Source organism: Actinomyces gaoshouyii, assembly GCF_002072175.1.
Taxonomy (GTDB): Bacteria; Actinomycetota; Actinomycetes; order Actinomycetales; family Actinomycetaceae; genus Actinomyces; species Actinomyces gaoshouyii.
On the sequence record NZ_MVIV01000003.1, the window covers coordinates 218791 to 245338 of the forward strand.

Annotated in this window: 22 protein-coding genes and 1 pseudogene; 4 read left to right on the top strand and 19 right to left on the bottom strand. The window is 70.8% G+C overall.

What is annotated here, in order from left to right:
• Positions 1-287 precede the first annotated feature (287 nt).
• The 4 genes and pseudogenes from B1H50_RS09815 to B1H50_RS04290 form a co-directional block, all read right to left on the bottom strand.
• Positions 288-770 (bottom strand): PTS-dependent dihydroxyacetone kinase phosphotransferase subunit DhaM, encoded by a 483-nt coding sequence (locus B1H50_RS09815; protein WP_308421839.1) that lies wholly within the window; start codon positions 768-770, stop codon positions 288-290.
• 30 nt (positions 771-800) lie between these two features.
• Positions 801-1502: pseudogene (gene dhaL, locus B1H50_RS09820) on the bottom strand (dihydroxyacetone kinase subunit DhaL); the annotation flags it as partial.
• Positions 1499-2509 carry a dihydroxyacetone kinase subunit DhaK gene (gene dhaK, locus B1H50_RS04285; RefSeq protein ID WP_080462536.1) on the bottom strand — a complete coding sequence of 337 codons (1011 nt, stop codon included), beginning with the start codon at positions 2507-2509 and terminating at the stop codon, positions 1499-1501. The gene dhaK and the pseudogene dhaL, both read right to left, overlap by 4 nt.
• A gap of 210 nt (positions 2510-2719) precedes the next feature.
• On the bottom strand, positions 2720-4189 hold the full coding sequence (locus B1H50_RS04290; protein ID WP_080462537.1) for a xylulokinase: 1470 nt from the start codon (positions 4187-4189) through the stop codon (positions 2720-2722).
• 249 nt (positions 4190-4438) lie between these two features.
• Here B1H50_RS04290 and B1H50_RS04295 point away from each other — a divergent pair, with 249 nt between their 5' ends.
• Positions 4439-5200, top strand: a complete 762-nt coding sequence (locus B1H50_RS04295) for an L-ribulose-5-phosphate 4-epimerase (protein ID WP_080462538.1) — start codon at positions 4439-4441, stop codon at positions 5198-5200.
• 133 nt (positions 5201-5333) lie between these two features.
• Here B1H50_RS04295 and B1H50_RS04300 read toward each other — a convergent pair whose 3' ends face one another.
• The 5 genes from B1H50_RS04300 to B1H50_RS04320 form a co-directional block, all read right to left on the bottom strand.
• Positions 5334-6722: an MFS transporter gene (locus B1H50_RS04300; protein ID WP_080462607.1), complete on the bottom strand. Its 1389-nt coding sequence runs from the start codon at positions 6720-6722 to the stop codon at positions 5334-5336.
• A gap of 96 nt (positions 6723-6818) precedes the next feature.
• The gene (locus tag B1H50_RS04305; RefSeq protein ID WP_080462539.1) at positions 6819-7766 is read right to left on the bottom strand and encodes a sugar kinase; all 948 of its coding nucleotides are present in this window, start codon (positions 7764-7766) and stop codon (positions 6819-6821) included.
• 145 nt (positions 7767-7911) lie between these two features.
• Positions 7912-8880: an L-ribulose-5-phosphate 3-epimerase gene (locus B1H50_RS04310; RefSeq protein ID WP_080462540.1), complete on the bottom strand. Its 969-nt coding sequence runs from the start codon at positions 8878-8880 to the stop codon at positions 7912-7914.
• The gene (locus tag B1H50_RS04315; protein WP_080462541.1) at positions 8877-9536 is read right to left on the bottom strand and encodes a 3-dehydro-L-gulonate-6-phosphate decarboxylase; all 660 of its coding nucleotides are present in this window, start codon (positions 9534-9536) and stop codon (positions 8877-8879) included. Before B1H50_RS04315 ends, B1H50_RS04310 begins: the two co-directional genes overlap by 4 nt.
• Before the next feature lie 15 nt (positions 9537-9551).
• A complete protein-coding gene (locus B1H50_RS04320) occupies positions 9552-10544 on the bottom strand; it encodes a phosphotriesterase family protein (RefSeq protein ID WP_080462542.1) in 993 nt (330 codons plus the stop codon).
• Positions 10545-10745: 201 nt separating this feature from the next.
• Here B1H50_RS04320 and B1H50_RS04325 point away from each other — a divergent pair, with 201 nt between their 5' ends.
• Positions 10746-11720 (top strand): sugar-binding transcriptional regulator, encoded by a 975-nt coding sequence (locus B1H50_RS04325; protein ID WP_080462543.1) that lies wholly within the window; start codon positions 10746-10748, stop codon positions 11718-11720.
• A 150-nt stretch (positions 11721-11870) separates the two neighbouring features.
• Here the strand turns inward: B1H50_RS04325 and B1H50_RS04330 are convergent, their stop codons facing one another.
• From B1H50_RS04330 to B1H50_RS04345, 4 genes are read right to left on the bottom strand one after another with little or no spacing between them, the layout of a single operon-like run.
• The gene (locus tag B1H50_RS04330; RefSeq protein WP_080462544.1) at positions 11871-12623 is read right to left on the bottom strand and encodes an iron ABC transporter ATP-binding protein; all 753 of its coding nucleotides are present in this window, start codon (positions 12621-12623) and stop codon (positions 11871-11873) included.
• Positions 12624-12645: 22 nt separating this feature from the next.
• A complete protein-coding gene (locus tag B1H50_RS04335) occupies positions 12646-13662 on the bottom strand; it encodes an iron chelate uptake ABC transporter family permease subunit (RefSeq protein ID WP_080462545.1) in 1017 nt (338 codons plus the stop codon).
• Complete coding sequence (locus B1H50_RS04340) at positions 13659-14648, bottom strand: ABC transporter permease (protein WP_080462546.1); 990 nt, start codon at positions 14646-14648, stop codon at positions 13659-13661. Before B1H50_RS04340 ends, B1H50_RS04335 begins: the two co-directional genes overlap by 4 nt.
• Entirely contained in the window at positions 14649-15710 is a 1062-nt protein-coding gene (locus tag B1H50_RS04345) for a siderophore ABC transporter substrate-binding protein (protein WP_229657952.1), read from the bottom strand.
• Positions 15711-15916: 206 nt separating this feature from the next.
• Here B1H50_RS04345 and radA point away from each other — a divergent pair, with 206 nt between their 5' ends.
• Together radA and disA are read left to right on the top strand one after the other, a co-directional pair.
• Positions 15917-17332: a DNA repair protein RadA gene (radA, locus tag B1H50_RS04350; RefSeq protein ID WP_080462547.1), complete on the top strand. Its 1416-nt coding sequence runs from the start codon at positions 15917-15919 to the stop codon at positions 17330-17332.
• Between the two features lie 184 nt (positions 17333-17516).
• Positions 17517-18578 (top strand): DNA integrity scanning diadenylate cyclase DisA, encoded by a 1062-nt coding sequence (gene disA / locus B1H50_RS04355; RefSeq protein ID WP_080462548.1) that lies wholly within the window; start codon positions 17517-17519, stop codon positions 18576-18578.
• A 168-nt stretch (positions 18579-18746) separates the two neighbouring features.
• On the opposite strand, the gene B1H50_RS04360 is transcribed toward disA, so the two are convergent.
• The 6 genes from B1H50_RS04360 to B1H50_RS04390 form a co-directional block, all read right to left on the bottom strand.
• Positions 18747-19502, bottom strand: coding sequence for a hypothetical protein (locus tag B1H50_RS04360; RefSeq protein ID WP_080462549.1), 756 nt, complete (start codon positions 19500-19502; stop codon positions 18747-18749).
• Positions 19503-20494: 992 nt separating this feature from the next.
• On the bottom strand, positions 20495-21373 hold the full coding sequence (locus B1H50_RS04370) for an HhH-GPD family protein (RefSeq protein ID WP_080462609.1): 879 nt from the start codon (positions 21371-21373) through the stop codon (positions 20495-20497).
• A gap of 293 nt (positions 21374-21666) precedes the next feature.
• Complete coding sequence (locus B1H50_RS04375; protein WP_080462610.1) at positions 21667-22233, bottom strand: amino-acid N-acetyltransferase; 567 nt, start codon at positions 22231-22233, stop codon at positions 21667-21669.
• 92 nt (positions 22234-22325) lie between these two features.
• A complete protein-coding gene (locus B1H50_RS04380; protein ID WP_080462551.1) occupies positions 22326-23270 on the bottom strand; it encodes a sugar-binding transcriptional regulator in 945 nt (314 codons plus the stop codon).
• 68 nt (positions 23271-23338) lie between these two features.
• Entirely contained in the window at positions 23339-25057 is a 1719-nt protein-coding gene (locus tag B1H50_RS04385) for a ribulokinase (RefSeq protein WP_080462552.1), read from the bottom strand.
• A gap of 83 nt (positions 25058-25140) precedes the next feature.
• Positions 25141-26529 carry a sn-glycerol-1-phosphate dehydrogenase gene (locus B1H50_RS04390; RefSeq protein WP_080462553.1) on the bottom strand — a complete coding sequence of 463 codons (1389 nt, stop codon included), beginning with the start codon at positions 26527-26529 and terminating at the stop codon, positions 25141-25143.
• Positions 26530-26548 lie beyond the last annotated feature (19 nt).

Consider the following 26548-nt stretch of genomic DNA (forward strand, 5'->3'; position numbering starts at 1 on the left):
GCCGCTGCATTCCGCGCGCCGGTCGCCTCCCATCCTACGCAGGATCATGCAGTCGTCGGCGCGCGAGCAGGGGTCTCGTCCGTTCCCCACCGTCTCACCCCCTTGCGCCCTCACCCCCGATATACCGTCTCAGCCCGCCCTTGCGCCCTCATTCTCGTAGTTTGAGGGCGCAAGGGCGGGCTGAGACGGTTTCTGCGGCTTGAAGGCGCACGCCGCAGATGCTGGCGGGGCGGGTCCGTAGGCGGAGACACAGGCACTGCCGGGGCGGGCCATGATCCAGGCGGGGCTCAGGAGATCTGAGCGGCCTTGGCGGGGGCGGCCTTGGCGGCTTCAGCGGCCACCGCCTCCAGGTCGAGGCCGATCCCGGCGGCGCCGTAGGCGCCGATGAGCCCCTCGACGAAGGGAGCCGGGCTCAGGCGGGCGCGGGAGGCCGTATCCGGGCCGAGCCGTTCCAGGGCGGCCTCGGCGCTCATGATGCCGCTGCCGAGATCCGCGATGACGAGCACGCCCTGATTGCCCGGCTGGGCGGCCAAGCGCTCGATGGCGGCGACGACGACCGCGGCGTCGGTTCCAAGCCCTCCGTCCTCCAGGCCAGCGGCGATCCCGATCGGCGCGCTCACCGAGGCCATGAGCCCGGTGGCCAGGTCGCGGGCGGCCTCGGCCAGGGCTCGGGAGTGCGAGACCAGGACGATGCCGACGGCGCCCGCCGTACCGGCGCCGACGGCGCCGCCCCCCTCCTCAGCGGCGGGAGCGGGGACCGGCTGCACCACTGGCGTCGTGGCCTCAGCCCCGGGGGCCTCGGCAGTCCCGGCGACGACGTCGGCCAGCGCCCCCAGGATGATCGCCGTCGAGGCGGCGCCCGGGTCGATATGCCCCTGCGAGCGCTCGCCCAGATAGGAGGCGCGGCCCTTCGTGGCGATCATCGGCTTGGTGGCCTCGCGGCCCTCGGCGGCGGCGCTCGCGGCGGCGGCCGTCGCCGCGACCAGGTCATCGCCCTGGGCGCGCAGGGCCTCCAGGGCGGGGTACCAGGCGTCGAGCATGGTCTTCTCCCCAGCTCTCGCCTTGCCGCGGGCCACGATGCCGGCGACCCCGGCGTCGAAGGCATCCGAGAGCTCGGTGGCGCCGAGCTCGGTGGCACCCGCCTGGGAAGCGCCCATGCGCATGAAGAAGCTGCCGTACAGGGGGCCGGAGGCCCCGCCGACCGAGGAAACGAGCGTCATGCCGGTCTTCTTCAGCAGCGCGTCGATGGTGGTGAGCGCCGGGGCGCCGTCGACCCCGTTCGCCGCATCGATGGCCTTGACGACGGCGGCCATGCCCCGCCGCATATTGGCGCCGTGGTCGGCGTCGCCGATGGCGGCGTCGAGCTCGGTGAGTTCATCGGCGCGCTCGGCGATGCGCGCCGCGGTCACCCGCACCCAGGACTTCAGTTCCTCCACGGTGAGCCGGGACAGCGGGGCGGCGGGAGCGGCCGCCCCCGAGGATCCGGCGGGAATGGCGCTCATGCGCCCATCCTCAGACCGGGGGTGATGGCGGGGGCGTCCCACAGGCGCAGCATCTCGTCGGTGGCGCGCACGAGGGTGAGCGAGCACCCTGCCATGTCGAGGCTGGTGATGTAGTCGCCCACGAGGCTGCGCGCCACGGTGATGCCGGCGGTATCGAGGAGCTTCGCGATCTCGCCGTACATGAGGTAGAGCTCGAGCAGGGGCGTGGCGCCCATGCCGTTGAGGAAGGCGATGACGCCCCGGTCCTCGCCATCGGCGGCGGGCAGCTCGGCGATGACCGGCTCGACGAGCCTCTTGGCGATCTCGGCGGCGGGCGCGATGGGCTCGCGGTGGCGTCCGGGCTCCCCGTGGATGCCGATGCCGATCTCCATCTCGTTCTCGGGAAGATCGAAGGAGGGCTTGCCGTTGGCGGGGACGGTGCAGGAGGTCAGGGCCATGCCCATGGAGCGACCCGCGGCGTTGACCGCGCCGGCGATCCGGGCGACCTCCTCCAGCGGCCGGCCCTCCTCGGCGGCGGCGCCGGCGATCTTCTCCACCAGGACGGTCACGCCCACGCCGCGGCGCCCGGCGGTGTAGAGGGAGTCCTCGACGGCGACGTCGTCGTTGGTGACGACGGTGGCGACCTCGATGCCGGACTCCATATCCACGATCTCAGCGGCCATCTCGAAGTTCATGACGTCGCCGGTGTAGTTCTTGACGATATGCAGGACCCCGGCACCGCGGTCGACCTCGGTGGTGGCGGCGACGATCTGGTCGGGAACGGGAGAGGTGAAGATCTCCCCGGCGCAGGCGGCATCGAGCATCCCGGTGCCGACGAAGCCCCCGTGAAGGGGCTCGTGGCCGCTTCCGCCTCCGGAGACGAGCGCGACCCTGCCCTCGGCCTTCGGGGCAGCGCGATAGACCACGCGGTGCTCGGGATCGACCCGGAGCAGACCCGGGTGGGCGGCGGCCATTCCGGCCAGGGCTTCAGGGACAACGGCGTCAACGGCGTTGATGAGTTTCTTCATAACGCTGACGCTACTCCTCCCATGCCCGACGCGCAGGTGGATTCGGCGCGATCCCGGGCCGCGCGGCACAGGGGTGAGCACGTGGCCCGCGCCTTCAGCCGACGGCTGATCATCAGATGTCTTATCGGTTCGACGCCCCGGGCCCTGGGACCTGCCCGCGTCCGCCCCGGGCCGACCCTCCCCGGGCGCGCTCGGCCCGCCCCGTTTCCCTCACTCCTCCTCTCTCATCCCTCGTTCCAGGAGTCTCCGTGCGTTGTTGTAGGCGGTGCGGATGTGTGGTTGGGCGGTGGTGGTGAGGCGGTCGGGGATGGTGGAGATCCATGTGGGGGGGTGGTCGGCACCGGTGAGGGTCCAGGCGGCTTGTTTGGCGGCGCCGTTGGCGACGTATTCAGCCGGGGCGGGGGCGTCCACCGGTAGGCCCAGGATGGCGGGGGCCAGGGTCTTGGCGCAGGCCCATTTGGCTCCACCGCCGGTCAGGGTGACCTCTGCGATGTCCACGCCCTGGGCGCGCACGGCGTCCAGGGCGTCGGCCATGAGGCACAAAAGGCCTTCCACGGCAGCGCGCGCGTAGTTGGCCGGGGTCAGGTTGGTCAGGGTCATGCCGGTCAGGATCCCGGTGGCGTCGGGCAGGTTGGGGGTGCGCTCGCCCTGCAGGTAGGGCACGTGCACCAGGCCGCCTGCCCCGGGGGCGGCGGACAGGGCCAGGGCATCGAACTCCTCGTAGCCCACGCCCAGCACCGTCTTGGCCGCGTCCAGTACCCGGGCACCGTTGAGCGTGCACGCCAGTGGCAGGAACGCCCCGGTGGCGTCGGCGAAGCCGGTCACCAGGCCCGTGGGGTCGTGGGTGGGCGCGCTCGAGACCGCCGCGACCACGCCGCTGGTGCCCAGGGACACGCTGGTCTGCCCCACCCCCAGGCCCAGGCCCAGGGCCGCCCCGGCGTTGTCCCCGCATCCCGGACCCAGCACCAGGTGGGACAGGTCGCGGCCCGCGCCATCCGCCCCGCCCCGGCCCGCGCTCTGGTGGGGCCCCAGCACGCGCGGCAGGATAATGGCCTCGACGTCCTCCTGGCTGCGGTGCAGGGCCAGGGCCAGCAGATCGCGCCGGTAGGTGTTGGACACCGGATCGAAGTAGCCCGTGCCTGAGGCATCGGAGCGATCCGTAACCAGGTCCTCCAAGCGCCCTGTGCCCCGCAGGCGCCAGGTCAGCCAGTCATGGGGCAGGCAGATGGCGGCGATGCGGGCGACCGCCTCGGGTTCGTGATCGGCCACCCAGCGCAGCTTGGTGATGGTCAGCGAGGCCACCGGCACCGACCCCACCGCCCGGGCCCACGCCGCGCGCCCGGCGGCCCGGTCGCCGCCGCCCAGCTCGGTGATCAGATCGACCGCCGCGCCCGCCGAGCGGGTGTCATTCCACAGCAGGGCCGGGCGGATCACCTCACCACCGGCGTCGAGCAGCACCATGCCGTGCTGCTGGCCGCTCACACTCAGGGCCGCCACATCAGCGAGCCCACCAGCAGCGTCCACCGCCTGTCCCAGAGCCCGCCACCACTGATCAGGGTGGACCTCGGTGCCATCAGGGTGCGAGGCCCTCGCCTCACGCACCAGAACACCGCTATCAGCATCACGAACAACGATCTTGCACGACTGCGTCGACGAATCAACACCAGCAACCAAAGTCATGGACTCTTCTCCCTTGGATGAGTGGGACTGCACGGCGAACGCGTCGCTGCGCCTCACGGCGATCGTGCGCGTGCCTGCACCGATGTGCGCTCCGCGCGATGAGATCCCCTCCCCATCAGTGTGACAATCGGCAGCCGTCAGGGAAAGTACCGAATCAGCATGTGAGCAGACTCGCGAACCCCGACCGGGCCGTCACCGGGCGCCCGCGTCCCCACCGGCCCACCAGTTATCTCAGTGAGGAGAACCGACATGCCGACAACGCCATCGAACACCCCCCCAGGCCACCGGATCGTCCTGGCCGAGCTGGATGAGGAGCTGCGCTCCGCCGTCGCCGCCACCCGGGAACGGGTGGCCGCACTGCACGCCGAGTTGCCCCGATGGGGCCTCGTGGTGTGGACAGCGGGCAACGTCTCCGAGAGGGTGGTCGTGGATCGCGGCGACGGACCGGAGAGGACGGACCTGTTCGTCATCAAGCCCTCGGGCGTCACCTACGACCGGCTCTCACCCGAGACGATGGTCGTGTGCTCCCTGGATGGGACCAAGATCGACGACGGAACTCCCGCCTCGCTCTCGCCGTCGTCGGACACGGCCGCACACGCCTACGTCTACCGGCACATGGAGCACGTGGGCGGGGTGGTGCACACGCACTCGACGTACGCGACGGCATGGGCGGCCAGGCGCGAGCCGATCCCCTGCGTGCTGACGATGATGGCCGACGAGTTCGGCGGCGAGATCCCGGTGGGGCCCTTCGCACTCATCGGGGATGACTCGATCGGCCGGGGCATCGTGGAGACGCTGTCGGGATCGCGCTCGCCGGCGGTGCTCATGGCCAACCACGGCCCCTTCACCATCGGCACCGATGGGCTGGCGGCGGTCAAGGCCGCGGCGATGTGCGAAGAGGTGGCGCGCACCGTTCACATCGCACGCGACGGCGGCGCCCCGGTCCCGATCGACCGGGCGGCCATCGACAGCCTCAACGACCGCTACCAGAACGTCTACGGCCAGCACTGACCCATCACCCCTTCTAATATGCGAGACCGGTCGATATGACGAACGAAACCGGTCGGGAGCGCTCCATACGGAGTCCCCGACCGGTTTCGTTCTTGTTTTCGACCGGTCTCGGCGAGGGGGGAGGGGAGAGAGGTCAGATGTCGTCGAGGGAGGCGCCCTTGGTCTCGGTGGCGAACATGTAGGTCACCCCGCCGAGCACGAGCAGCACGGCGAAGATGAGGAAGGGCACGAAGACGACGTCGGCGCTGGTGGGTCTGTCCCCACCGATGAGGGCTCCCACGAGGTAGGGCCCCGCCACCTTCGCGATCGCGCCGATCCCGTAGCCCAGCCCCAGGCCGGTGGAGCGCGCGGATGTCGGGAACTGCTCGCCGCCGAAGGCGTTGAGGATCCCGAAAGCGCCGTCGCCGAAGGTCATGATGATGAGGATCCCAATGAAGAACACCCAACCGGCGCTCGCGGCGCCGCCGTCGCCTCCCATCCTCGTCGACAGCGCCGCGATGAGAGCGCCGCTGCCGCCGATGATGCCGCAGCCGAGCATGGTCAGGCGCCGTCCGATGCGGTCGGAGATCCACGCGGAGCCCAGGCGCCCCAGCAGGTCGCCGAGCGAGACGAGGATGAACAGGGTGGCCACCATCCCGCCGTCGAACTTGAAGGACTGCCCGAGCAGCGTCTGTCCCCAGGACTGCACGGTGAACGAGCCCAGGATGAAGCAGAAGGAGCCCAGCGACACGACGAGCAGCTGGCGCGGGTAGCGCCTCAGGATGGTGGAGTACGCCACCGAGGTCCCCTGGGGGATCTCCGGCAGGGCGGCCACCTGTTCCACGGGGATCTCCATCGCCCAGGCGTAGGCCTGCCGCGCCTCGGCCTCACGGCCGTGGGTCTGGTAGAAGCGCGGCGACTCAGGCACCACTCGCGTCCAGGCGAGCAGGACGATGGGGATGCAGCCCACCGCGATGAGGCCGCGCCAGCCCAGGTCGTCCCCGAAGTACTTCGTCACCAGGCTGCCCAGCAGGATGCCCCCCGGGATGAACACACTGGTCAAGCCGGACAGGAGCCCGCGCTGCTTGGCGGGAACGAACTCCTGGACGTAGGGCACGGAAGTGATGTTGAGGCCGCCGACACCGAATCCCACGCCGGTGCGCAGGACGGCCAGGAGGAGCCAGCCGTTGACGGGGGTGAGCGCCGAGGCCGCCGTGAAGATGACGAGTACGACGATGCACCAGATGAAGGACTGCTTGCGGCCGATCCTGTCCGCCAGGCGCCCCCAGATGATCGCGCCGAGGACCGTTCCCAGGCCGGCCCCGGCCAGGATGATGCCGGACTGGATCCCCGTCAGGTTCCAGCCCGGGGCGCTGGAGAGCATGTTGATGATGAAGCCGATGAGGAACATGTCGAAGAACTCCGACACGTTGCCGACGATCGCCATCGAGATGAGGGACTTCTGATGGCCGGTGAGGCGGTGGTTGTCGATCTGCTCCGCGGCAGTGGCCCCGCGCGGAGGGGTGGGAGTCGATGCGCTCATCATTGAACCTATCTGTACCTTGCTGAACCGATGCGTGTGGGAGGCGCCGCCGGAGCCGGGCGCTCAGGCCCGGGGCCCGCCCGGCCCCGGGGCGCCTCAGCGGAGGATGTCGGAGCCGCCCAGCAGGGCGAGCTCGCCGGGACGCACGTGCGTGAGGTCGCCGTGGTGGGTGAGGGCCAGCTGGGCCACCCGCGTGCCCATCTCGATGCCGGCGACGACGTCGCCGTCGAGCCAGCCGTGGAGGGTGCCGGCGACGAAGGAGTCGCCTGCGCCGGGGCGGTCGACGACGGTGACGGATTTGATGTCGAAGACCCTCTCACCGCTCTCGGAGGAGAGGTAGGTGCCGGCGCGCCCATCGGTGGAGACCACGGTGGGCACGCCCATGGCCTCGCGCAGGTTGCGGCAGGCCTCGACGCCCTCGCCGTCGATGCCGAAGACGATGCGGGCGTCGGTGCACGAGCAGAAGAGGATCGACGACATTCTGGCGATGGGCTCGAGGACCTCGCGCGCCTGCTCCCCGCTCCACAGAAGGGAGCGGAAGTTGACGTCGAGGGCGATATCGACGCCGCGCTCGCGGGCGGCATCGGCGAAGTGACGCACGACGCCGGCGGTCTCGGGGGTGAGCGCCGCCGTGATGCCGGTGAGGAAGACGACTCGGGTATCGAGCAGACTGTCCCAGTCGAAGTCGGCGGGCGTGATGGAGCGGAAGGGCGTGTACTGCCGGTCGTAGGTGACCTTGCCGGGCAGGGGGAATTCGCCGGGCTCCAGGAAGTAGAGCGCCACCCGTCCCTCCTCGGTGAGCACCACATGGCTCATATCGACGCCGACGGCGGAGTACTCCAGGGCGATGCGGTCGGCGAGCTCCCCCTTCGGCAGCTTGGATGCCCAGGTGGTGGAGCGGCCGAGCTCGGAGAGCAGGCCGGCCACGTTGGCCTCGGAGCCGGCGGCGGTCATGCGCAGGGTGCGGGCGGTGATGAGCCGGTCGCCCCGCTCGCAGGTGAGGCGGATCTGCCCCTCACCGATGGTTGATAGGTCATAGGTCATGGCGATCTCCTTCGTTCTCCGGGCTGGCCAGGGTCCGGCCCGGGTGGTGCAGTGGTACGAATCGTGAGAGTGATGGGGTCGTGCGGTGCTGACCGCGTATGAGCAGGGACTGGTGGAAGGGCTCCGGGCCGATCGGCTCGGAGGGTCAGGAGGCCTCGGGCCCTATGATGGCAATGCCCGCCGCGCGGGCCCGCTCCTCGATGAAGGCCCGGGCTGCCATGCATCTGGCAACGGAGTCGGGGGCGTCGTCGTTCCACATCTCGATCATGAGGCGCCCGGCCCAGCCCTGGTCGGCCAGGAGGGAGAGGGAGAGGTCCCAGTCGACGATCCCGGTGCCCATGTCGACGCGGCGCGGCTCCCCTCGGCGCACGTCCTTGGCATGCATGGCGACCATATGGCCGCGCCCTGCGGGGACCTCGACGCGCGGGTCAAGGCCCTGCTCGGCGATATTGCCGAGGTCCGGGTAGATCTGGAGGAAGGGGGAGTCGATCTCCTCAACGAGCTCCATGGCGCGGGTGATGGAGGTGACGCCGACACCGTCGACGTTCTCGATGCCCATGACCACCCCGAGCCGGGCGGCCAGGGGGACGGAGTCGGTGAGGAGATCGGTGTACCAGCGCGCCGAATCCGGTCCGGGCTCCTCGTAGAAGCAGTAGTAGCCGGCGATCTGGAGGACCGGGGCGCCCACCTCGTGGCAGGCTCGCAGGCCCTGGGCCATGACCTCACGGGCGCGCCGTCGCGTGGCAGGATCCGCGGAGCCCGGCGCGATGCGCCGGTGGATGGATAGGCAGATCCCGCCGATCATCGCCCCGACGTCCTCGGCGGCGCGGCGCACGGCGCGCCACTGCTCGGGGGACCAGTCCAGGCGGGCCTCCCTCTCGGGGGACTCATCGATGGACAGGTCCAGGAAGGAGAATCCGCCCTGCGCGACCTGGGTGAGGAAGTCCCGCCACTGCGGGGGCGTGACGGGGGCGGGGCCGCGCAGGGCCTTCTCGTAGATCCCCAGGATGAGGCCCTCGGCCAGGGGATCGTCGGCTCGGGGCGAGCCGTTGGGCCGCGCGGCGCTGGAGCCGCCGACCGAGGGCGCCGACGGCGCCAGAATGCTCGCGCTCATGGCCACACCTCCTCGATGGCCCGCTTGAGCTCTGCCGCCGCGGCGGCGGGGTCGGCGGCGGCCACGATGGAGCGCCCGGCGATGACGATGCCGACCGGGTGGCCGGCGAAGGCCGGAAGGTCGGTGGGGGTGACCCCGCCGGTGATCGTCACGGTGAATCCCATGCCGGCGAGCTCATCGACACGCCCCAGGTCCTCGGGCTTCCAGGACAGATTCCCGGCGGCCTCGCGGTCCCGGGAGCGCTTGACGATGACGTGCTGGACCCCGGCCTGGCGCCAGGCGCGGGCGCGGTCGGCGTCGTACCACTCGTCAGCGAGCTCGACCTGGACCTCGCCGTCGAACTCGGCGGCGCCGGCGCAGACCTGCTCGATCGTGGCCATGGAGGCCCCCGCGACGCAGCTGACCAGTGAGGCTCCCGCCTCGAAGGCCATGCGGGCGATCTTGGAGCCGGCCTCCGCGATGCGCACGTCGGCGAGGATCTCCTTGTCCGGGAAGAGGGCCCGCACGGCCCTGACGGCGTGGAATCCCTCGGCGAGGACGAGGATGGTGCCGCACTCGATGACGTCGACGTGGGGCGCCGCCTTCTGAAGCGGCCCGAGCGCGCTGGGCAGGTCGAAGGTATCCAGGGCGATCTGCAGCCCGGGTGCAGGTGACATGGTTCTCTCCCCCGTTCAGCCGGCGAGGGGCTCGAAGGCGAAGAAGGTCGCCGCGTTGTTCACCAGGAGGTCCTGGACGTAGGCGGGGTCGACCCCCTCGTCGTCGATGAGGCGCGGGCAGAAGACGGCCGGGTCGTAGTCGATGCCGGAGACCGAGCCGTAGGCCTTCTGGTAGGAGGCCTTGCCGGAGTCGGTGCCCAGCAGGATCTGCTTGCCGTAACCCTTGTCCCCCAGGGTCTTGATGAGGTTGACGCGGGCGTTGTCCGGCACGTACTTGATGCGGTTGGTGCCGTCGAGCTCCACGTAGGCGCCGAGGGAGGTGATCTGCTCGTGGACCCAGGGGTCCCAGTTGCGCTGGATGTGGCCGATGGCGATCTTCTCGGGCGCCACGCCGTGCTCGACGAGGAAGCGCGCCTGCTCGGGACCGCAGGTGCCGGCGGTGACATGCGTGTTGATGGGGGCGCCGGTCTCCTTGGAGGCGATGGCGACGGCCTGGCCGGTCTTGACCTCCCAGTCGGTGATCCTGCCGTAGGCGGTGGCCCACTTGATGCAGCCGGCCTTGATGTCGGTGCGCTTGACGAGGGGCCCCATGTAGTCGTTGGCGTCGACGCCTTCGACGATGTCGGCGATGAGCAGGTCGGCGATCTCGGTGACGGTGTACTGGTTGACCCAGGACTGACGCCATTCGAGGTAGACCTTCTGCTGGTGGAAGCCAGTGGCCTGGATGACCTGGAGGTCGGGGACGCGGTCGACGACATCGCGCAGTTTGAGGACGCCGCGCCCCGAGGAGGCGGGACACATGTCCACGATGGTGCCGGAGGCGGCGAAGCGCTTGGAAGCGGCCACGAAGGATGCGGCCTCCTCGACGGCCTTGTCCTCGTCGATGAGGAGGTGATCGGGGTCGATGTAGACCTCGCCGGCGCCGACGCGGATGAGGTGGTCGTGGGCGTTGACGACACCGAGGGTGGAGGCGTCGACGTCACCGTGGATGGTGCGGACGATGCTCATGCAGGTTCTCCTTCGAACGGACCGCGCCCGATGCGCGGCAGGCATGAACGAACCTAGGAGTTGACCGATGAGGACCGAATCGACGCGATGAACATAGGTTCACAACCTCCGATGCACTCTTCGACCAGCACTCCCTAGAATCGCAGCACGGAAATGGGAAACGCCGCCCGCTCGCACCCCTGATGAGTCGAGGAGGAACAGATGTGCGCCACTGCTAATCGATCCCGACTGTCCCTGCTACTCGACGTCGCTCGCCTGTACTGGGAGGACGGGCTCGACCAGGCGGCGGTCGCCTCCCGCCTGGGCTACTCGCGCCCCACGGTCTCCCGGATGCTCGCCGAGGCCCGGCGCGAGGGGGTCGTCACGATCACGGTCGCCCATCCGATCGAGCGCCTCATGGGGCTCGAGGAGGAACTGGCTCGGGTCTTCGGCCTCAAACAGGCCCGGGTCTGCGAGGCGCGGCCCACGGGCGAGCAGGGTGTCAGCGCGGAGCTGGCGCGCTCGGCCGGGCAGCTCCTGCTGGAGCACGTGGGACGGCGCTGCGTCGTCGCCGTGTCCAATGGGCGCGCGGTCGGGGCGGTGGCGCATCACCTGCCGGAACAGATCTGGCCGGACTCGATGGTGGTGGCGATGGTGGGCAGCGCGGGCGAGTCCTTCAACCTGGAGGACGGCCCCAACATCTCCCGTTCCATGGCCCTGCGCCTGGGCGGGCACTACCGCAATCTCACCGTGCCGCTCGTCTTCGACTCCCTGGCCATGGCCACGGGCATGCGCCAGGAGGAGCAGGTCTCGACGACGATCGAGCTCGCCGCCCGTTCGGACGCGGCGCTGACCGGCATCGGCGCCGTCGGCGATGGGCTGGGGGTAAGCCCCCTGCTGCGGCGGTGGATGACGCCGGAGGTGATCGCCGAGTGCCGGGCCAAGGGCGTCGTCGCCCATATCTGCGGGCATCACCTCGACGCCGATGGCCGCCATGTGCATACCGCGATCTGCGAGCGCACCCTGTGCCTGGGGCTGGAGCGCCTGGCGGACATCCCACTGGTCATCGGGGTTGCGGCGGGAACCGATAAGACGACGGCGATCCTGGCGGCCCTGCGCAGCGGCTACCTCTCCGCTCTGGCCACGGATGAGCCCACCGCTCGCGCCGTCCTCACACTGGAGGCCGCGAGGCGCTGAGCCCCGACTCCGACTGATGCGATTCGCACCCGCTGGAGCGGGCGGCCCGCACCTCTCGGCCCAGCCCGCACCTCTCGGTGCGAACGGCACCGCTCGGGGCACACGGCGCCGGTCGGCGCGAGGAGCGCAGTCCGGCCTCCTTCCCGCGCCTCAGAAGCAGGCGAGGGGGCCGTGAGGGCCCTCGATGACGGTGATGTCGGTGCCGAAGACCTCGGAGAGGACCGCGGGATCCATGACCTCGGCCGGGGTGCCGAAGAAGGCGACGCCGCCGTCCTTGATCGCGCAGATGCGGTCCGCGTAGCGGGCGGCGATGTTGATGTCGTGCAGGACGATGAGGATCGTGCGGCCGAGCTCGGTGGCGGCGTGGCGCAGGTGCGTCATCATCTCCACGCTGTGGGCGATGTCGAGGTTGTTCAGCGGCTCGTCGAGGAGGACGTACTCGGTCTCCTGGGTGAGGACCATGGCCACGTACGCGCGCTGGCGCTGGCCGCCGGAGAGCTGGTCGAGGTGGCGGGACTCCAGGTCGGTCAGACCGAGGAAATCGATGTAGCGGCTGATGACGCGCTCGTCGTCGGCGCTCAGGCGCCCATGGCTGTGGGGGAAGCGCCCGAAGCCCACGAGCTGGCGCACGGTGAGGCGGGAGATGAAGTGGTTCTCCTGACGCAGGATGGACAGGATCCTGGCGAGCTCGGCCGACTTGGTGGAGGTGACGTCCTTGCCGGCCACGGTGATGGCGCCCTCGTCGATGCCCAGCAGTCGGCCAATCATCGTCAGCAGGGTGGACTTGCCCGCGCCATTGGGGCCGATGAAGGCGGTCATGCCCCCGGCGGGTATCTCCAGGCTCACCGGCCCGATGGAGACCTCGGAGGAGTAGACCTTGCGGACACCGGACAGGTCGATCATGGTCTCTCCTTCAGCCGGGGGCTCACAGCCGCCCCCGGCGCAGTAGAACGATGAGGAAGAGGGCCCCGCCGACGAATTCGATGATGATCGATACGACCCCCTGGGCGGAGAAGACGTTCCTCATGAGGAAGTAGGCGCCGCACAGGGTGAGCATGGCCAGGCTGACGGCCATGGGGAAGACGTAACGGTGGTCGTAGGTCGGCGAGAGCTGGTAGGTGAGGGTCGCCACGAGGAAGCCGAGGAAGGTCATGGGGCCGACGAGGGCGGTCGAGGTGGCCATGAGCACGGATATGAGCACGAGGACGGCCAGGGAGATCCTGGCGTGGCCGACGCCGAGGCTCGTCGTCGTGTCGCGCCCCAGGGAGAGGACGTTGAGGCGCTTGGACAGGGCGTACAGGAGCGCCGCCGCCCCCAGGATGAGGGGGATCGCCACCGGGTAGTAGTCGGGGTCGGCGTTGTTGACGGAGCCGAAGAGCCGGGCCGTGAGCACATCGAACTCGCTGGGGGTGAGCAGGCGCTGCATGAAGGTGGACAGGCTCCCCAGGCCCGCGCCGATGATGATGCCCACCAGCAGCATGGGGTACAGGCCCTTGACCGAGCCCAGGAGCAGCCAGGAGTAGAGCAGGAGGCTGAGCCCGATCATGAGGGCCAGTTGGAGCAGGAACATGCCCGTGGTGCGGGCGGCGTTGAGGCCCGCGACGCCGAACAGGAAGATCGTCGTGGTGTGGATCGCCCGGTAGAGCGATTCGAATCCGAGGATCGAGGGGGTCAGGATCCGGTTCCCGGTGACGGTCTGGAAGGAGACGGTGGCCATGGCCTGGCACAGCGCGACCACCGCCATGGCGATGACCGCGTCCATGCGGCGGTCGACGATCCTCCAGAACCCGCGCGAGCCGACGACGGCGGGGTTGCCGTAGAGGACGAGGCCGACGATGCAGACCGCCGCCAGCGCTGTGATGCCGAGGAAGAGGAGCCACCAGCGGCGCCTGTCGGAGCGCGAGGCGAAGGCGCCGGAGCGCCGCTCTTCGGTCGCGCTCATACGCTCCCCTTCCTCACCTGGCCGATGATGAGGCCGATGAAGACCGCCGCGCCGACGAGCCCGAGGATGACGGCCACCGGCACCTCGAAGGGGGCGATGATCGTGCGCGCCACGAGGTCGCACACGGTGACGATGCCGACGCCCAGCAGGCAGACCCAGGGCAGGTTCGAGCGCAGGTCGTCACCGCGCCGCATCGACACGATGTTGGGGACGATGAGCCCCAGGAAGGGCAGAGAGCCGACGACGACCGTCACCACCCCTGTGGCGATCGCGATGAGGCCGGTGCCGATCATGACGGCGCGCCGGTAGTCCAGGCCGATCGTCGTGGCCACATCCTCGCCCAGGCCGGCCGCGGTGAGCCTGTCGGCGTAGACGAAGACGGCGAGGACGACGGCCAGCACGATCCACAGCACCTCGTACTGGCCGCGGTAGACCGAGGTGAAGGAGCCCTGGAACCAGACGCCCAGGGACTGAAGGGCGTCGGCCTCGAGGGCGATGAAGGTGGACACCGCGCTGACCACGGCGCCGAGCATGATGCCCACGATGGGCACGAGCAGGGAGGATCGCAGGCTGATGCGGCGCAGGATGAGGAAGAAGATCATCGTGCCGACGAAGGCCGCCGTCACCGCCCCGACCATGCGCGTGAGCACTGTTGCGTTCGGCAGGAGGATCATGACCGCCAGGAGCCCCAGCCCCGCCCACTCCGTGGTGCCCGTGGTGGTGGGCTCCACGAAGCGGTTCTGGGTGAGGGCCTGCATGACGAGTCCCGACATGGCCATCGCCGCGCCGGAGAGCACGAGGGCGATCGTGCGCGGGACGCGCACATCCAGGAACAGCTGCGCGCCGTCGGCGCCGCCGAGGATGGAGTACTCGCCGGTGGCCAGGCTCGCGATGAGCAGGGCGAGGACGACGACGAGGCCGACGAGCTGGCCGCGCCCGAGCAGGGGCTGACGGGTCGCCCGATCGGCGCCCGGTATCGGCGTCACTCAGGAGGCCTTGCCGGAGAAGGCGTCGGCCATGGAGGTGACGATCTCGGTGTAGGTGATGATCGACTCATTGGTGTAGGTGTCCGCGGGGGCGTACACGATCTGCCCCTTGCTCACCGCAGTGACGCCCTGCAGCGCGGCGTTGCCGGCGATGACGTCCTTGGCCGGGATGTAGGAGGGATCGTTCGCCTTGATCGCCGCGTCGCGGTCGAGGACGAGGATCCAGTCGGGGTTGGCCTCGGCGATGGCCTCCACGGAGATGTCGTCGCCCTGGTGGTCGTCGGTGGAGCCCTCGACCTGGAGGGCGGGGGTCAGACCCAGCAGGTCGAAGAGCGGCCCCCAGGTGCGTCCCTTGCCGGGGGCGACGTACCCGATATTGCCTCCGGAGACGTTGACGGCCATGACCTTGTGGGAGGCGTTGTAAGCGCCCTTCGCCCTCTCGATGGCGGAGCCGAGGTCGGCGATGAGCTTGTCCGCCTCGACGGTCTTGTTGAAGATCTGCCCGAGCGCGGTCACCTCGCGGCCGAGCTCGGCGTCGATGGGCTGGCCCTCGCGGGGCTCCAGGTCGATGATGGCGGCCTCGGGGTTGTCCTGGACGATGCGGTCGTAGTGCTGGGTGAAGCGCTGGCCGATGATGATGAGGTCGGGCGCGGCGGCGATGAGGGCGTCGAAATCGGGCTCGCGGTGGTTGCCGAGGTCGACGACGCCGTCACCGGAGTAGGCGGTGATGGTCGACGGGATGATCTTCTTGGGGACCGCCGCGAGCGCGACACCCCAGTCGGCGAGGACCTCGAAGGTGCGGTTGTCGGTGGACACGACGGTCGCCGGCGGCAGGGCGACCGTCACCGTGCCGTGATTGTCCTCGATGCTGACCGACGTGGGTGCCGCCGAGGCGGACGCCGCCGAGCCATCGGCGGAGCCACTACTGGCGGCCTGCGAGCCGCCCTCTTTCTTGGAGCCGCAGGCGGCCAGAGCGGCCGCCAGACCGAGCGCGCCGGCCCCGGTCAGCGCTCCACGGCGGGTGAGCAGATGCGGTGCGGTCAGGTGTCGGCGAGGGGCCACGGGAGATCCTTTTCAGTAGAAAGCGGAGGCCAGCGGTGCGCGGCAGGGAAATAATGCCTGAGGGAACCAGGTTACATAAAGGTGAGCCTTACCTCAACCTCCGTATCGCGACAGGGGTTGACTGGACCACCCCCACTTGCATCCCGCCGTCGGAGCGTCCCGGGGCGCCCGCCATTCGTGTCAGTGCCCCTCGATAGTCTCGGGACATGCCGAGCAACACCGCTTCTCCCGTCAAGGCGCCCAAGCCCTCTTACCGCTGCTCCGAGTGCGGTTGGTCGAGCCCCAAGTGGCTGGGCCAGTGCCGGGAGTGCCGCGCCTGGGGAACCCTGGAGGAGGTCGCGGGCGCGGCCGGGGGCTCCGGGGCGGCGCGGGCGGTGGAGGCGGTGCGCCCCTCCTCCCCCGCCCGCCCCATCGGGCAGGTCAGCGCGGAGGAGGCCCGGGCCCGCCCCACGGGGGTGGGAGAGCTGGACCGGGTGCTCGGCGGCGGGATCGTGCCGGGCGCCGTGGTGCTCCTGGCGGGGGAGCCCGGTGTCGGCAAGTCCACCCTCCTGCTCGACGTCGCCGCCAAGGCGGCCGCCGTCGCCCGCCGGCGCGGCGAGGGGCCCGTCCTCTACGTCACCGGCGAGGAATCCGCCTCCCAGGTGCGCCTGCGCGCCGAGCGCATCGGGGCCATCGATGACGCCCTGCTCCTGGCGGCGCAGACGGAGCTGGGCGCGCTGCTGGGCCACGTGGAGGAGGCCTGCCCCTCGCTGCTCGTCGTCGACTCGGTGCAGACCATCGCCTCGGCCGCCGTCGATGGCTCGGCGGGCGGGGTGACGCAGGTGCGGGCCGTGGCCGGCGCGCTCATCGCGGTTGCCAAGGAGCGGGGGATCCCCGTGCTTCTCGTCGGGCATGTGACGAAGGACGGCGGGATCGCCGGTCCCCGCGTCCTGGAGCACCTGGTGGACGTCGTCGCCCAGTTCGAGGGGGACCGCCACGCCCGCCTGCGGCTCCTGCGGGCGGTGAAGAACCGCTACGGACCCACTGACGAGGTCGGCTGCTTCGATCTCGGCGAGCGCGGCATCGTGGGGCTGGCCGACCCCTCCGGGCTCTTCCTATCGGCCGCCCGATCCGAGGTGCCGGGCACCTGCGCCACCATCACCCTGGAGGGGCGCCGGCCCATGCCCGTGGAGATCCAGGCCCTCGTGGCCGCCACCGGAGCCGGGTCGCCGCGCCGCACCACGTCCGGCGTCGATCACGCGCGCGTCGCCATGGGCCTGGCCGTGCTGGCCGCCAGGCTCAAGGTGGACACGTCCAGCTCGGATGTCTACGTCTCGACCGTCGGCGGGGCGCGCGCCGTCGAGCCGGCCACGGACCTGGCGGTGGCGATCGCCGTCGTCTCCGCGGCCCAGGGCCTGCCCACGCCACCGGGGCTCGTGGCCTTCGGGGAGGTGGGGCTGACCGGGGAGGTGAGGGCAACCGTCGGAATCCAGCGGCGCCTGGCGGAGGCGGCGCGCCTCGGCTTCGACCACGCGCTGGTCCCCCTGGCCGGCTCCCAAGAGCTGCGGGAGGTGCCCGGCATGCGGGTGCTGCCGGTGAGCCATGTGGGCGAGGCCGTCGGTGCGGCGCTCCCCCGTGGCTGAGGCCGGTCCATCCGCGCGGGGCGATGAGGGACGGCGATGATCCCGGAAGGCAACAACTCGGCGTCGGACCCAGTGGTCTTCAACACCTTGCCGGGGTGGGCCGCCACCCCGCCACTACGATGGCCGAGGATCAGCCACGACAGCACCACTCGCCCATTGAGCGAGCGCCCGACCAGGAGCACTGATGAGTGATTCGAGCAGTCTCATGCGTGAGACCCTCTCCCTCGTCGCCCCCGGCACCGAGCTGCGCGCCGGCCTGGAGCGCATCCTGCGCGGCCGCACCGGCGCGATCATCGTCATCGGCTACGACGAGACGGTCGAGGAGATCTCCTCGGGAGGCTTCCAGATCGACGCCGAGCTCTCCGCAGCCCGACTGCGCGAGCTGTCGAAGATGGACGGCGCCGTCGTCATCGACTCCACCGCCACCCGCATCCGCCGCGCCAACGTCCAGCTCCTGCCCAGCGCCTCGATCGAGACCGCGGAGGCGGGCATGCGGCACCGCACCGCCGAGCGCGTGGCCCGCCAGACCGGCTACCCGGTCATCTCGGTGAGCCAGTCGATGCAGATCATCTCCCTGTACATCGATGGCAAGCGCCGCGTCATCGAGCCCAGCGAGTCGATCCTGGCCCGCGCCAACCAGGCCCTGGCCACCCTCGAGCGCTACACGACGCGCCTGTCCCAGACCGCCTCCGGGCTCAATACTCTGGAGATCGAGGACATCGTCTCCGTCCGCGACGTCACCAGCGTCCTGCAACTGCTCGAGATGGTGCGGCGCATCGCCTCGGATATCGAGGGCTACGTCCTCGAGCTCGGCACCGACGGCCGCCTGCTCGACCTGCAGCTCGAGGAGCTCACGCGCGGCCTCATGGCCGAGCGGGACTTCCTGCTGGCGGACTACCTGCCCAACGGGCTCGAGGTGGCCACGGTGGACGCGCGACTGAAGTGGGTGGGCTCCCCCGCCCTGCTCGACCTGGCCATGGTGGCCCGCTCCATGGGCCTGGGCGGCCCGGACGGCCAGGAGCTCGACACCGCCATCTCCCCACGGGGCCTGCGCCTGCTGTCCAAGATCCCGCGGCTGCCGCTGGTGGCGATCCGCGCCGTTGTCGACCACTGGGGGTCCCTGCAGGGGATCCTCGGGGCATCGAGCGAGGAGATCGAGGCCGTTGAGGGCATCGGGCCGCGTCGCGCCCGCACCCTGCGCGACGGCCTGAGCCGTCTTGCCGAGGTCTCCCTCAACGAGCGCTGAGGCGCGGCACTCGCGACTCCGGTGAGAGTCGGGCCGGCGAATCGGTCCGCCCACCGGTCCTTCCGCCACCGGGAGCTGAAGCTCTCCCAGGCGTTCTCGCCGGACACAATGCCGGCCCTGCGAGCCGATTCCCCCCACCTCCCACCACCCTTTCGAGCAGCGGCCGCGTCACTTGACGACGAAGACTCTCTCATCGCCGAGATTGGCGTCGCCCAGGCGCAGCTGGAGCTTGTAAACGCCGGTCGTGGCGACGTCCCCGTTGGACTGGGCGGGGGCCAGGGGCGAGGCTGACGGCGTCGGGGCGGCGGCGGGGTCGGTGCTGGCACTGGGATCGGCGCTCTGAGAAGCGCTCGGGTCCACGGCGGGATCCTCGGAGGGAGTCGCGCTGGGTGCTTCCGAGACAGCGGTGGGCGTCACCACCGTGCCGGTGGCGGTCGCCGTCGGGGCGGCGGGAGCGCACTCGGACCCACTGCGCCGCCCATCCCAGGTGATGGTGGCGGAGGCCGAGGCACCGGGCTTGACGAGGAGCCGGCGGCTGTCGGCCGACGGCGAGCAGGTGTCCGATGCCCACACCAGGTTTCCCCCGGAGGTGATCGAGGCGCCCAACGACCGGCTGCCCAGATCGAGGAGGCAGGCGTCGGCGCCGTTGTTCGTCATGGTGACCTCGACGCTCATACCCGCGCCGGGGGCGACTTCCTCGGGAGCGCTGACCGAGACACCGAGGGCATCGGCGGCACAGACCAGCGGGGCGGGGTAGGGGGTGACCGTCTGCTCGGCGGCCTGCTGGCGATCCTGCTCGCGAATCCGGTCCCGGACGGCGTAGGCGCCCTGGACGATGCCCACGACGAGCGCCAGCAGGAGGAGGACGACAGCGCACAGCAGGATGAGCCGGCGCAGCCAGTAGCGGGGCTGGGCAGGAGGCACGGGGCGCTGGCCGCGGGCCCCGCGCGCGCCCCGCGGCCCTCCCCCGCCATTCGCCGTTCCGCGCCCGGCACCGCCGCGGGAGCTCCCACCGGAGCGCTGTCCGGAGGTCCTGGCTGCGGAGGAGCGGGCCGAGCTCGCCGATCGCGGGCCTGAGGCTCTTGGGGCAGCGGATCGCGAGGAAGAGGCGCGAGCTGAGGAGAGGCCCGGGGCCTTGTGGTCCTGGGAACGGGAGGCGAGGGAGGCGAGTATCCCCCTCACAGCGCCCATGGCGCCCGCGCGCGGATGGCGTTGGGTGCTCAGGGCGTTGGCCGTGCGGTCCAAGCGCCCTTTGCGCGGTCCCTGGCCGGGCGACGGAGCGGACCGGTGGCCCTTGGCGCGCCCCGCGGCAGTGCTCGCGCGCTGGGAGGAGGATGTCCGACGGCGCTTGGAATTGGAATCAGAGCGGGACCCGGCGCGCGCGCCCCCTCTGCTCGCGGCTGATCGGGCCTGCTGCCTCGAGGAGGATCCCCGCGACAGGGATGACGAGCCGGGCGCGCGCCCGCTTCCAGCCCCTCGACCCGAGGAACGCGCCGAACCCGCGGGGCGCGGTCGCCCGCTCTTCCGGCCCTTGGCCGCGCCACCGCTGCTTCCACCGCCCCCTCTGCGTCCCTGTGCCATGCGGCAGACTGTACCGCCCGGATCCCACCCCGCCCGCGAGCGCCCCGCTCAGCCGGCCGCGTGTCCCGGACTCCTCGCACACCGGCCGGGCATCCGACGACTCGCTCTACTGCGCCAGGGCCGACCGCTCATATGTGCTTTTCAGGTCACGTTCTCCGGCGTGGTGCTCTTCACCCCGCCAGTCAGACCACTGCGGGCACCTGGAGACGAACTCGGATCCCCACGATGCCCGCGCGAGGCGCCTCATCAAGGACGCCCCCGCGGGAACCGCCACCGCGCAGCGGAACGCATCCGAGGTCGTGGGGAATGCCGACTCATCACCCGCAGTGCTCCGCTCACGGCAGACGGTAGGTGGTGCCGGCGTCATCGGTGGCGATGAGGCCGTCGGCCAGGAGCCCCGCCAGGGCCCGAGCAGGTTGCCCGGGATCGGCACCGCCCCGCTTCGCCGCGCCCGCGGCGGCGAGCAGGGCCTCGGCAACGACGCTGCGCCCCTCGGGGGCCTCCCGCAGGACCGCCATGATGAGGCCCCGCGCCTGGCGGTCCGTGCCCGCCCAGGCCTGGGTCCTGCGCCTGCCCGCGTGCTCGTCAGCAGGGCGCCCCGCAGCCAGCCAGGCGCAGCGGCGCCGCCAGGGGCAGGCCGGGCAGTCCGGCTCGCGGGCCGCACAGACCAGCGCCCCCAGCTCCATGACGGCCACGGACCACTGGGCCGCCGTCGCGTCATCGCGGGGCAGGAGGGACTCGGCGCGCTCCCGCTCGGCGCGGCCCAGGTGGGGCGCGGGCAGCGCCTGGCCGCCCATGACGCGGGCGAGGACCCGGCGCACGTTCGTGTCCAGAGCGAGGGCGCGGCGCCCGTGAGCGAATGCCAGCACCGCGCCCGCCGTGTACTCCCCGACGCCGGGCAGGGCGAGGAGCGGCTCGCGCTGGGCGGGCAGCACGCCGTCGTGCTCGGCGACAACGGCGGCGGCGCACTCCTTCAGGCGCAGCGCCCGGCGGGGGTAGCCCAGGCGGCCCCAGGCGCGCAGGACGTCGGCGGTGGGGGCGGCGGCGAGATCCGCGGGACCCGGCCAGCGGCGCTGCCACTCCCGCCAGGCCGGGATCACGCGGGCCACGGGGGTCTGCTGGCTCATGACCTCGCTGACGAGGATCGCCCAGGGCGAGGTCCCGGGCCGACGCCAGGGCAGGTCGCGGGCGTGGAGCCGGTACCAGGCGATGATCTCCGAGGCGGCGTCGTCTCCCCCAGCGGCGCCGCCAGGACAGCCGGTGCTGCCGGTGGGGCTCCCGACACCATCCGGGGCCTGGGCGATTCCGCGGCTCAGGGCCCCCGATTCTCTTGCTCCATCCACGTGCGCCTCCTGGGCCCGCATCGTAGCCGCCGAGCGACCACGAGCCGGGCACCAGAGTCCGCGCCACGGAATTGCCGACGCGCGTCGGGTTTGCGGACGCGCCCCCGTGGGACGTCCGCAACCGCGCCGCGCGTTGGCGATCGCAATCAGGGCTTGGCAGCGGATCAGAGCTCCAGGAGCATCCGGGTGTTGCCCAGGGTGTTGGGCTTGACCCGGGCCAGATCGAGGAACTCGGCGACGCCGTCGTCATGGGAGCGGACGATCTCGGCGAAGGCATCGGTGCCCACGGGCGTCCCCGCGATCTCATGAAAACCGTGCTGACTGAAGAAGCCGACCTCGAAGGTCAGGCAGAACAGGCGCTTGAGGTCCAGGGAGCGCGCCCGGATGATGAGGGCGCGCAGCAGCGCCGAGCCGACGCCTCGCCCCTTGAAGCGGGTATCCACCGCCAGAGTGCGGATCTCCGCGATGTCATCCCACATGACGTGCAGCGCGCCGCAGCCCACGATCCGCCCCGGCTCGATGCCCGTGGGGCGCACGGTCCCCGGGATCGGGGGCAACTCGGCGACGGTGAACTCCTGGACGTCCTCGAAGTAGGCGATGAGGTCCTTGGCGACCAGGATCCGCCTCTCGGCGAAGGGCCGGACGAGATCGGCGATGGCGCGCACATCCGCCGGGCGAGCCGGCCGCAGGATCGGGAGACTCCGTTGCTCAGTCGCCGAGCCGCCCGGCAGGGCACTCGATCCACCGGCCGGAGTGGGCGCCTGAGCGCAGGAAGGCTCGGGCTCTAGCACAGAGGTCACCGATCCACCCTACCCAGTCCCGCTCAGTGCGCCAGGATCGCGGAGGCAGTGCATGAATCGGTGACGACAGCGGTGGCGAAGCCTGCGGCGAGGGCCACGCGCATCGGCAGCACCTTGTCCAGCCCGTAGCCCGCCATGATACGCCGGCCCGGCCCGGCGAGGGCCTCCAGGCCGATGGAGATGACGCGGTCCTCCACCTCGGGGATGACCGGCACGCCGCGGGAGTCGACGAAATGGGAGAAGAAGTCGGCCACAGCCCCTTTGGCGCGCAGTCGCTCCATCACCCCTTTCTTGAGGTATCCCGAGCGCACGAGGATGGAATCGTCGCGGATCGCCCCGGGCGAGTAGAGGATGGTGTCCGCGTCGGCGGCATCGCGGAGTATGCGGGCGATGCTCGGCTCCTGGCGCAGGCGCTGGGCCAGCTCGACGTCGCGCACGAAGGCCGGAGCGGGCAGGAGGCGCCCGACTCCCTGGCCCTTGCGGGCGATGAGGCTGATCGATCGCCCGACGACATCGTCATCATCATCGGAGCGGATGAGACCGCCGAAGGCTTGGTAGACCTCGAGCCCACTCGTCCAGCGATCGGGCATGGCCTGGGCGACCGCCGCGACGGTGCGTCCCCAGGACACGCCGAGGGTCGCCGGGCGCGGACGCAGTCCGGTGAGGTAGTCGCTCGTCGCGGAGGCGACGACGCGCCGGGCGGTCCGCGCCTCCTCAGTGCAGGTGACCACGATGGCGTCGGGAATGCCGAAGGCATCGCGGAGTCGGTTCTCCAGCGAGCGGTCGCGGGCGTGCGGATGGACGATCGAGATGGTGATCATCCCGCAATCCCGGGCTTCCTCCAGCAGGCGCCCGACGGTCCACCGCGAGCACATGAGGCGGTCGGCGATGGCCGCCTGCGTCAGGCGCTCGTAGTAGTAGAGCTCGGCTGCCCGCAGCATGAGGGCCTCGCGCTCGGCGTCGCTCATCGTCTTCCTCCCCAGGCACCGGGTACCGCGCGACCCCGGATCCACCGGATGTCGCAGGGCCTTGAGTGTCACTCAGCATCGGCCGGCTCCTCCGCTCGGCGCCGGAGGGCGTCGGCTCGCAGCGCCTTGAGGGCGTGCATCGTCTCGTCCCCGCGCCCGAAGAGCCCATGGAGATGGCGGTAGATCTCGTACAGGCGATCGTATTGAGCCGCTGCCGGCTCGTTGGGCTCGTAGATCCTCTCGGACACGCCGCCCATCGCGGTCGCCGCGGCGGGCAGGTCCGGGTGGGCGCCGGCGGCAACGGCCGCGAAGATCGAGGAGCCGTGGGCCCCGGCCTGGAGGGTGGAGGCGGTCAGCAGGCGACGCCGGGTGATATCGGCGTACATCTGCATGAGGAACTCATCCTTGATGAGGCCCCCGGCAACGCGCACCTCGGTGACGGGCACGCCGTGGGACTCGAAGTTCTCGATGATGACGCGGGCGCCGAAGGCGGTGGACTCCAGGAGCGCGCGGTACTGGTCCTCGGGGCGGGTCACGAGCGTCTGGCCGATCATGAGACCGGTGAGCTGGGAGTCGACCAATGGGGACCGGTTTCCGTTCCACCAGTCGAGGGCCACCAGGCCGTGCTCGCCGATCTCCTGCTCGGCGGCCAGGCGGGCCAGGAGCGCGAAGATCGAGATGCCCTCGGACTCGGCCTCGATGAAGTAGGAGCGCGGCACGTTGTTCTCGATGAACCAGGCGAAGGAGTCGCCCACCGCGCTCTGACCGGCTTCGTAGCCCCATGTGCCCTCGGAGATGCCGCCGTCGACGACGCCGAAGACGCCTGGCACCTCCACGCATTCCTCAGCGGGCAGGACCCAGCAGGTCGAGGTGCCGAGGATGCCGGTGAGCTGACCGGGCCGAACCGCGTTGACAGAGGCGGCGTGGACGTGGGCGTCGATGTTGCCCGCGGCCACGGGGGTGCCCTCTCGCAGCCCGAAGGCCTGGGCGTACTCCGCGGTCAGGCCCCCCACGGCCGATCCGAGTGGGGCGATCGGATGGTCCATGCGCGTGGCGTAGACGTCGGCGAAGTCGGGGTTGAGGGCGCCGAGGAACTCCTCGGAGGGGTAGACGCCGTCCTGGAGCATGCGCTTGTAGCCGGAATCAGAGGCCGAGTAGGCTAGAGTGCCGGTCAGGCGCCATGTGAGCCAGTCGAGCATGTCGACGATCTCTCCCGTGGCGGCGTAGAGGTCAGGGGCCTTCTCGAGGGTCTCCAGCGCCTTGGGCAGGAGCATCTCGGCCGACAGGATGCCGCCGTAACGGGGCAGCCAGGCCTCACCGCGCTTCTTGGCGAGCTCGACGATGCGGTCGGCCTGGCCCTGCGCCCCGTGGTGCTTCCACAGCTTGACGTAGGCATGGGGGTTGTTGGCGAACTCGGGCTTGTCGCACATGGGCACGCCGTCGGAGTCGGTGACGACGACGGTGGCGGAGGTGACATCGAGTCCCACGCCGATGATGTCGGTGCTGCTCACCCTGGAGGCGCGCACGGCGGCGGCACTGGCGGCGCACATGGACTCCAGGTAGTCGCCGGGCACCTGGAGGGCGAACTCCGGGGGCAGCTCACGGTTGTCACCGGCGGTCAGGCGCCGATCCATGATCGGGGTGGCGTACTCGCTCACGGCATCGGCGAGGATCTCGCCGTCGGATACGCGGGTGACGACGGCGCGCACGGATAGCGTGCCGAAGTCGAGGCCCAGGGTGCATGTCCCCTCCCTGGAGGGTGCTCCTGCGGTTGTCATGGTGCTCATCGCTCCTTCGCATTCAGGGTCGCGCGGTGGGTGGTCGATCAGGGGCGGGGCGCCCGTGGCTCAGGGCGGGTCCTGGTCGGAGGTCAGTCCCGCTCCTCGTGGAGGTGACGTCCCCAGTAGCCCTGGGGGGAGAAGAGGGCGTCGACGACGTCGTCGAGCAGCCCGAGGTCGGCCAGGACATCGAGGATGGTGTAGCGGGGCCGGATCATCTGGGCCTTGGCATGGGTCGCCCGGAAGCGCCCCATGTCGATCCCGATCATCTCGGGATGGCAGGGCGCGCCCACGGCCTTGAGGCGATCGGCCACCTCCTGCGGGCCCATGAGCAGGGGGCGGACCCGCTCGACCACGCGCGGCCAGGCCCTCTTGATGGTGGTGATGCGCTCGCGCAGAGCATCGCCGGTGAGGTTCTTGCCCACGGCGTGCCCCACCGCCTCCTGCGCGATGCGCGGGATGAGGGCCCGGCGCACGGCGGCCTCGATCTCCTCGTCGGAGCGCGCTCGCGCGACGACGTCGTCGGCGTCGATCGCCTCCACAAAACCGGGTCCACGGCTCAGGATCTCCTCCCACATGGCGCAGGAGGCGATGGTGCCGATGCCGACCTTCATGCCGTGGGACAGCGGCGGCTCCCAGTCCAGGCCGTGCCCCTCCATCTCCCACACGTGGGAGAACTGGTGCCCCGCTCCGGAGGCGGGGCGGGAGGACTGGGCCGCCTGCATGGCCAGGCCGGACATGATGTTGCCCTCGGCCAGACCCCTGATGGCCCCGGGGTCTCCCGCGCCGATGCGCCCGGGATCGGCCAGAGCGTCGCGCAGCGGGCCCTGGACCAGGTCCCACACGTCGTCGTCGATGGGCTCGATGCCGAGCTCGTCGGCGAGCACCCAGTCGGCCCCGGCGGGCACCTTCTCGATGAGGTCGCCGTAGCCGGTCGCGGTCAGTCGCCTGGGGGCGGCGGCGATGACGCCGAGGTCCGCCACGAGGCCGGCGGGGGCCGGGCAGCCTCGGGTGATCTTGAAGCCGTCCTTGGAGATCGAGGCCCCGAAGGAGGCGTAGCCGTCCACGGAGGCGGCGGTGCACACGTTCATATAGGGGCGGGACAGCTCCCCGGAGGCGAGCTTGGCGATGTCGTTGAGCATGCCCGAGGCGATGGAGCACACGATGGCGTCCGTCAGGGGCCTGATGCGCTCGCGCAGGATCTCGACGTTCTCGTAGCCGGCGTAGAGCGTCGGGGCGCCTGGGAAGATGTAGGGCTCGATGGCCTCGACCCCGGCGGCCGCCAGGGAGTCCACCACGGGTCGGCCCGCCGCGGCGAAGGTGTTCCCATCGGCGACGACGATGACCCGCTTGCCGGGGAAGAGATCGGCGAAGAGAGGGCCCGTGGCGCCCAGAACGTCGTCGCCGAAGGCGATCCGCCTGGTATCGGTCGCGGTGGCCAGGGCCCGGGTGATGAGGTCGGTGTTCGATGACTGTGTCATGGATCGTGCTTCCTTCCTG

Bases quoted from the DNA above. Each gene is read 5' to 3' on its own strand.
- dhaK (WP_080462536.1), bottom strand. From the start codon at position 2,509: ATGAAGAAACTCATCAACGCCGTTGACGCCGTTGTCCCTGAAGCCCTG.
- B1H50_RS04290 (WP_080462537.1), bottom strand. From the start codon at position 4,189: ATGACTTTGGTTGCTGGTGTTGATTCGTCGACGCAGTCGTGCAAGATC.
- B1H50_RS04295 (WP_080462538.1), top strand. From the start codon at position 4,439: ATGCCGACAACGCCATCGAACACCCCCCCAGGCCACCGGATCGTCCTG.
- B1H50_RS04300 (WP_080462607.1), bottom strand. From the start codon at position 6,722: ATGAGCGCATCGACTCCCACCCCTCCGCGCGGGGCCACTGCCGCGGAG.
- B1H50_RS04305 (WP_080462539.1), bottom strand. From the start codon at position 7,766: ATGACCTATGACCTATCAACCATCGGTGAGGGGCAGATCCGCCTCACC.
- B1H50_RS04310 (WP_080462540.1), bottom strand. From the start codon at position 8,880: ATGAGCGCGAGCATTCTGGCGCCGTCGGCGCCCTCGGTCGGCGGCTCC.
- B1H50_RS04315 (WP_080462541.1), bottom strand. From the start codon at position 9,536: ATGTCACCTGCACCCGGGCTGCAGATCGCCCTGGATACCTTCGACCTG.
- B1H50_RS04320 (WP_080462542.1), bottom strand. From the start codon at position 10,544: ATGAGCATCGTCCGCACCATCCACGGTGACGTCGACGCCTCCACCCTC.
- B1H50_RS04325 (WP_080462543.1), top strand. From the start codon at position 10,746: ATGTGCGCCACTGCTAATCGATCCCGACTGTCCCTGCTACTCGACGTC.
- B1H50_RS04330 (WP_080462544.1), bottom strand. From the start codon at position 12,623: ATGATCGACCTGTCCGGTGTCCGCAAGGTCTACTCCTCCGAGGTCTCC.
- B1H50_RS04335 (WP_080462545.1), bottom strand. From the start codon at position 13,662: ATGAGCGCGACCGAAGAGCGGCGCTCCGGCGCCTTCGCCTCGCGCTCC.
- radA (WP_080462547.1), top strand. From the start codon at position 15,917: ATGCCGAGCAACACCGCTTCTCCCGTCAAGGCGCCCAAGCCCTCTTAC.
- disA (WP_080462548.1), top strand. From the start codon at position 17,517: ATGAGTGATTCGAGCAGTCTCATGCGTGAGACCCTCTCCCTCGTCGCC.
- B1H50_RS04380 (WP_080462551.1), bottom strand. From the start codon at position 23,270: ATGAGCGACGCCGAGCGCGAGGCCCTCATGCTGCGGGCAGCCGAGCTC.
- B1H50_RS04385 (WP_080462552.1), bottom strand. From the start codon at position 25,057: ATGAGCACCATGACAACCGCAGGAGCACCCTCCAGGGAGGGGACATGC.
- B1H50_RS04390 (WP_080462553.1), bottom strand. From the start codon at position 26,529: ATGACACAGTCATCGAACACCGACCTCATCACCCGGGCCCTGGCCACC.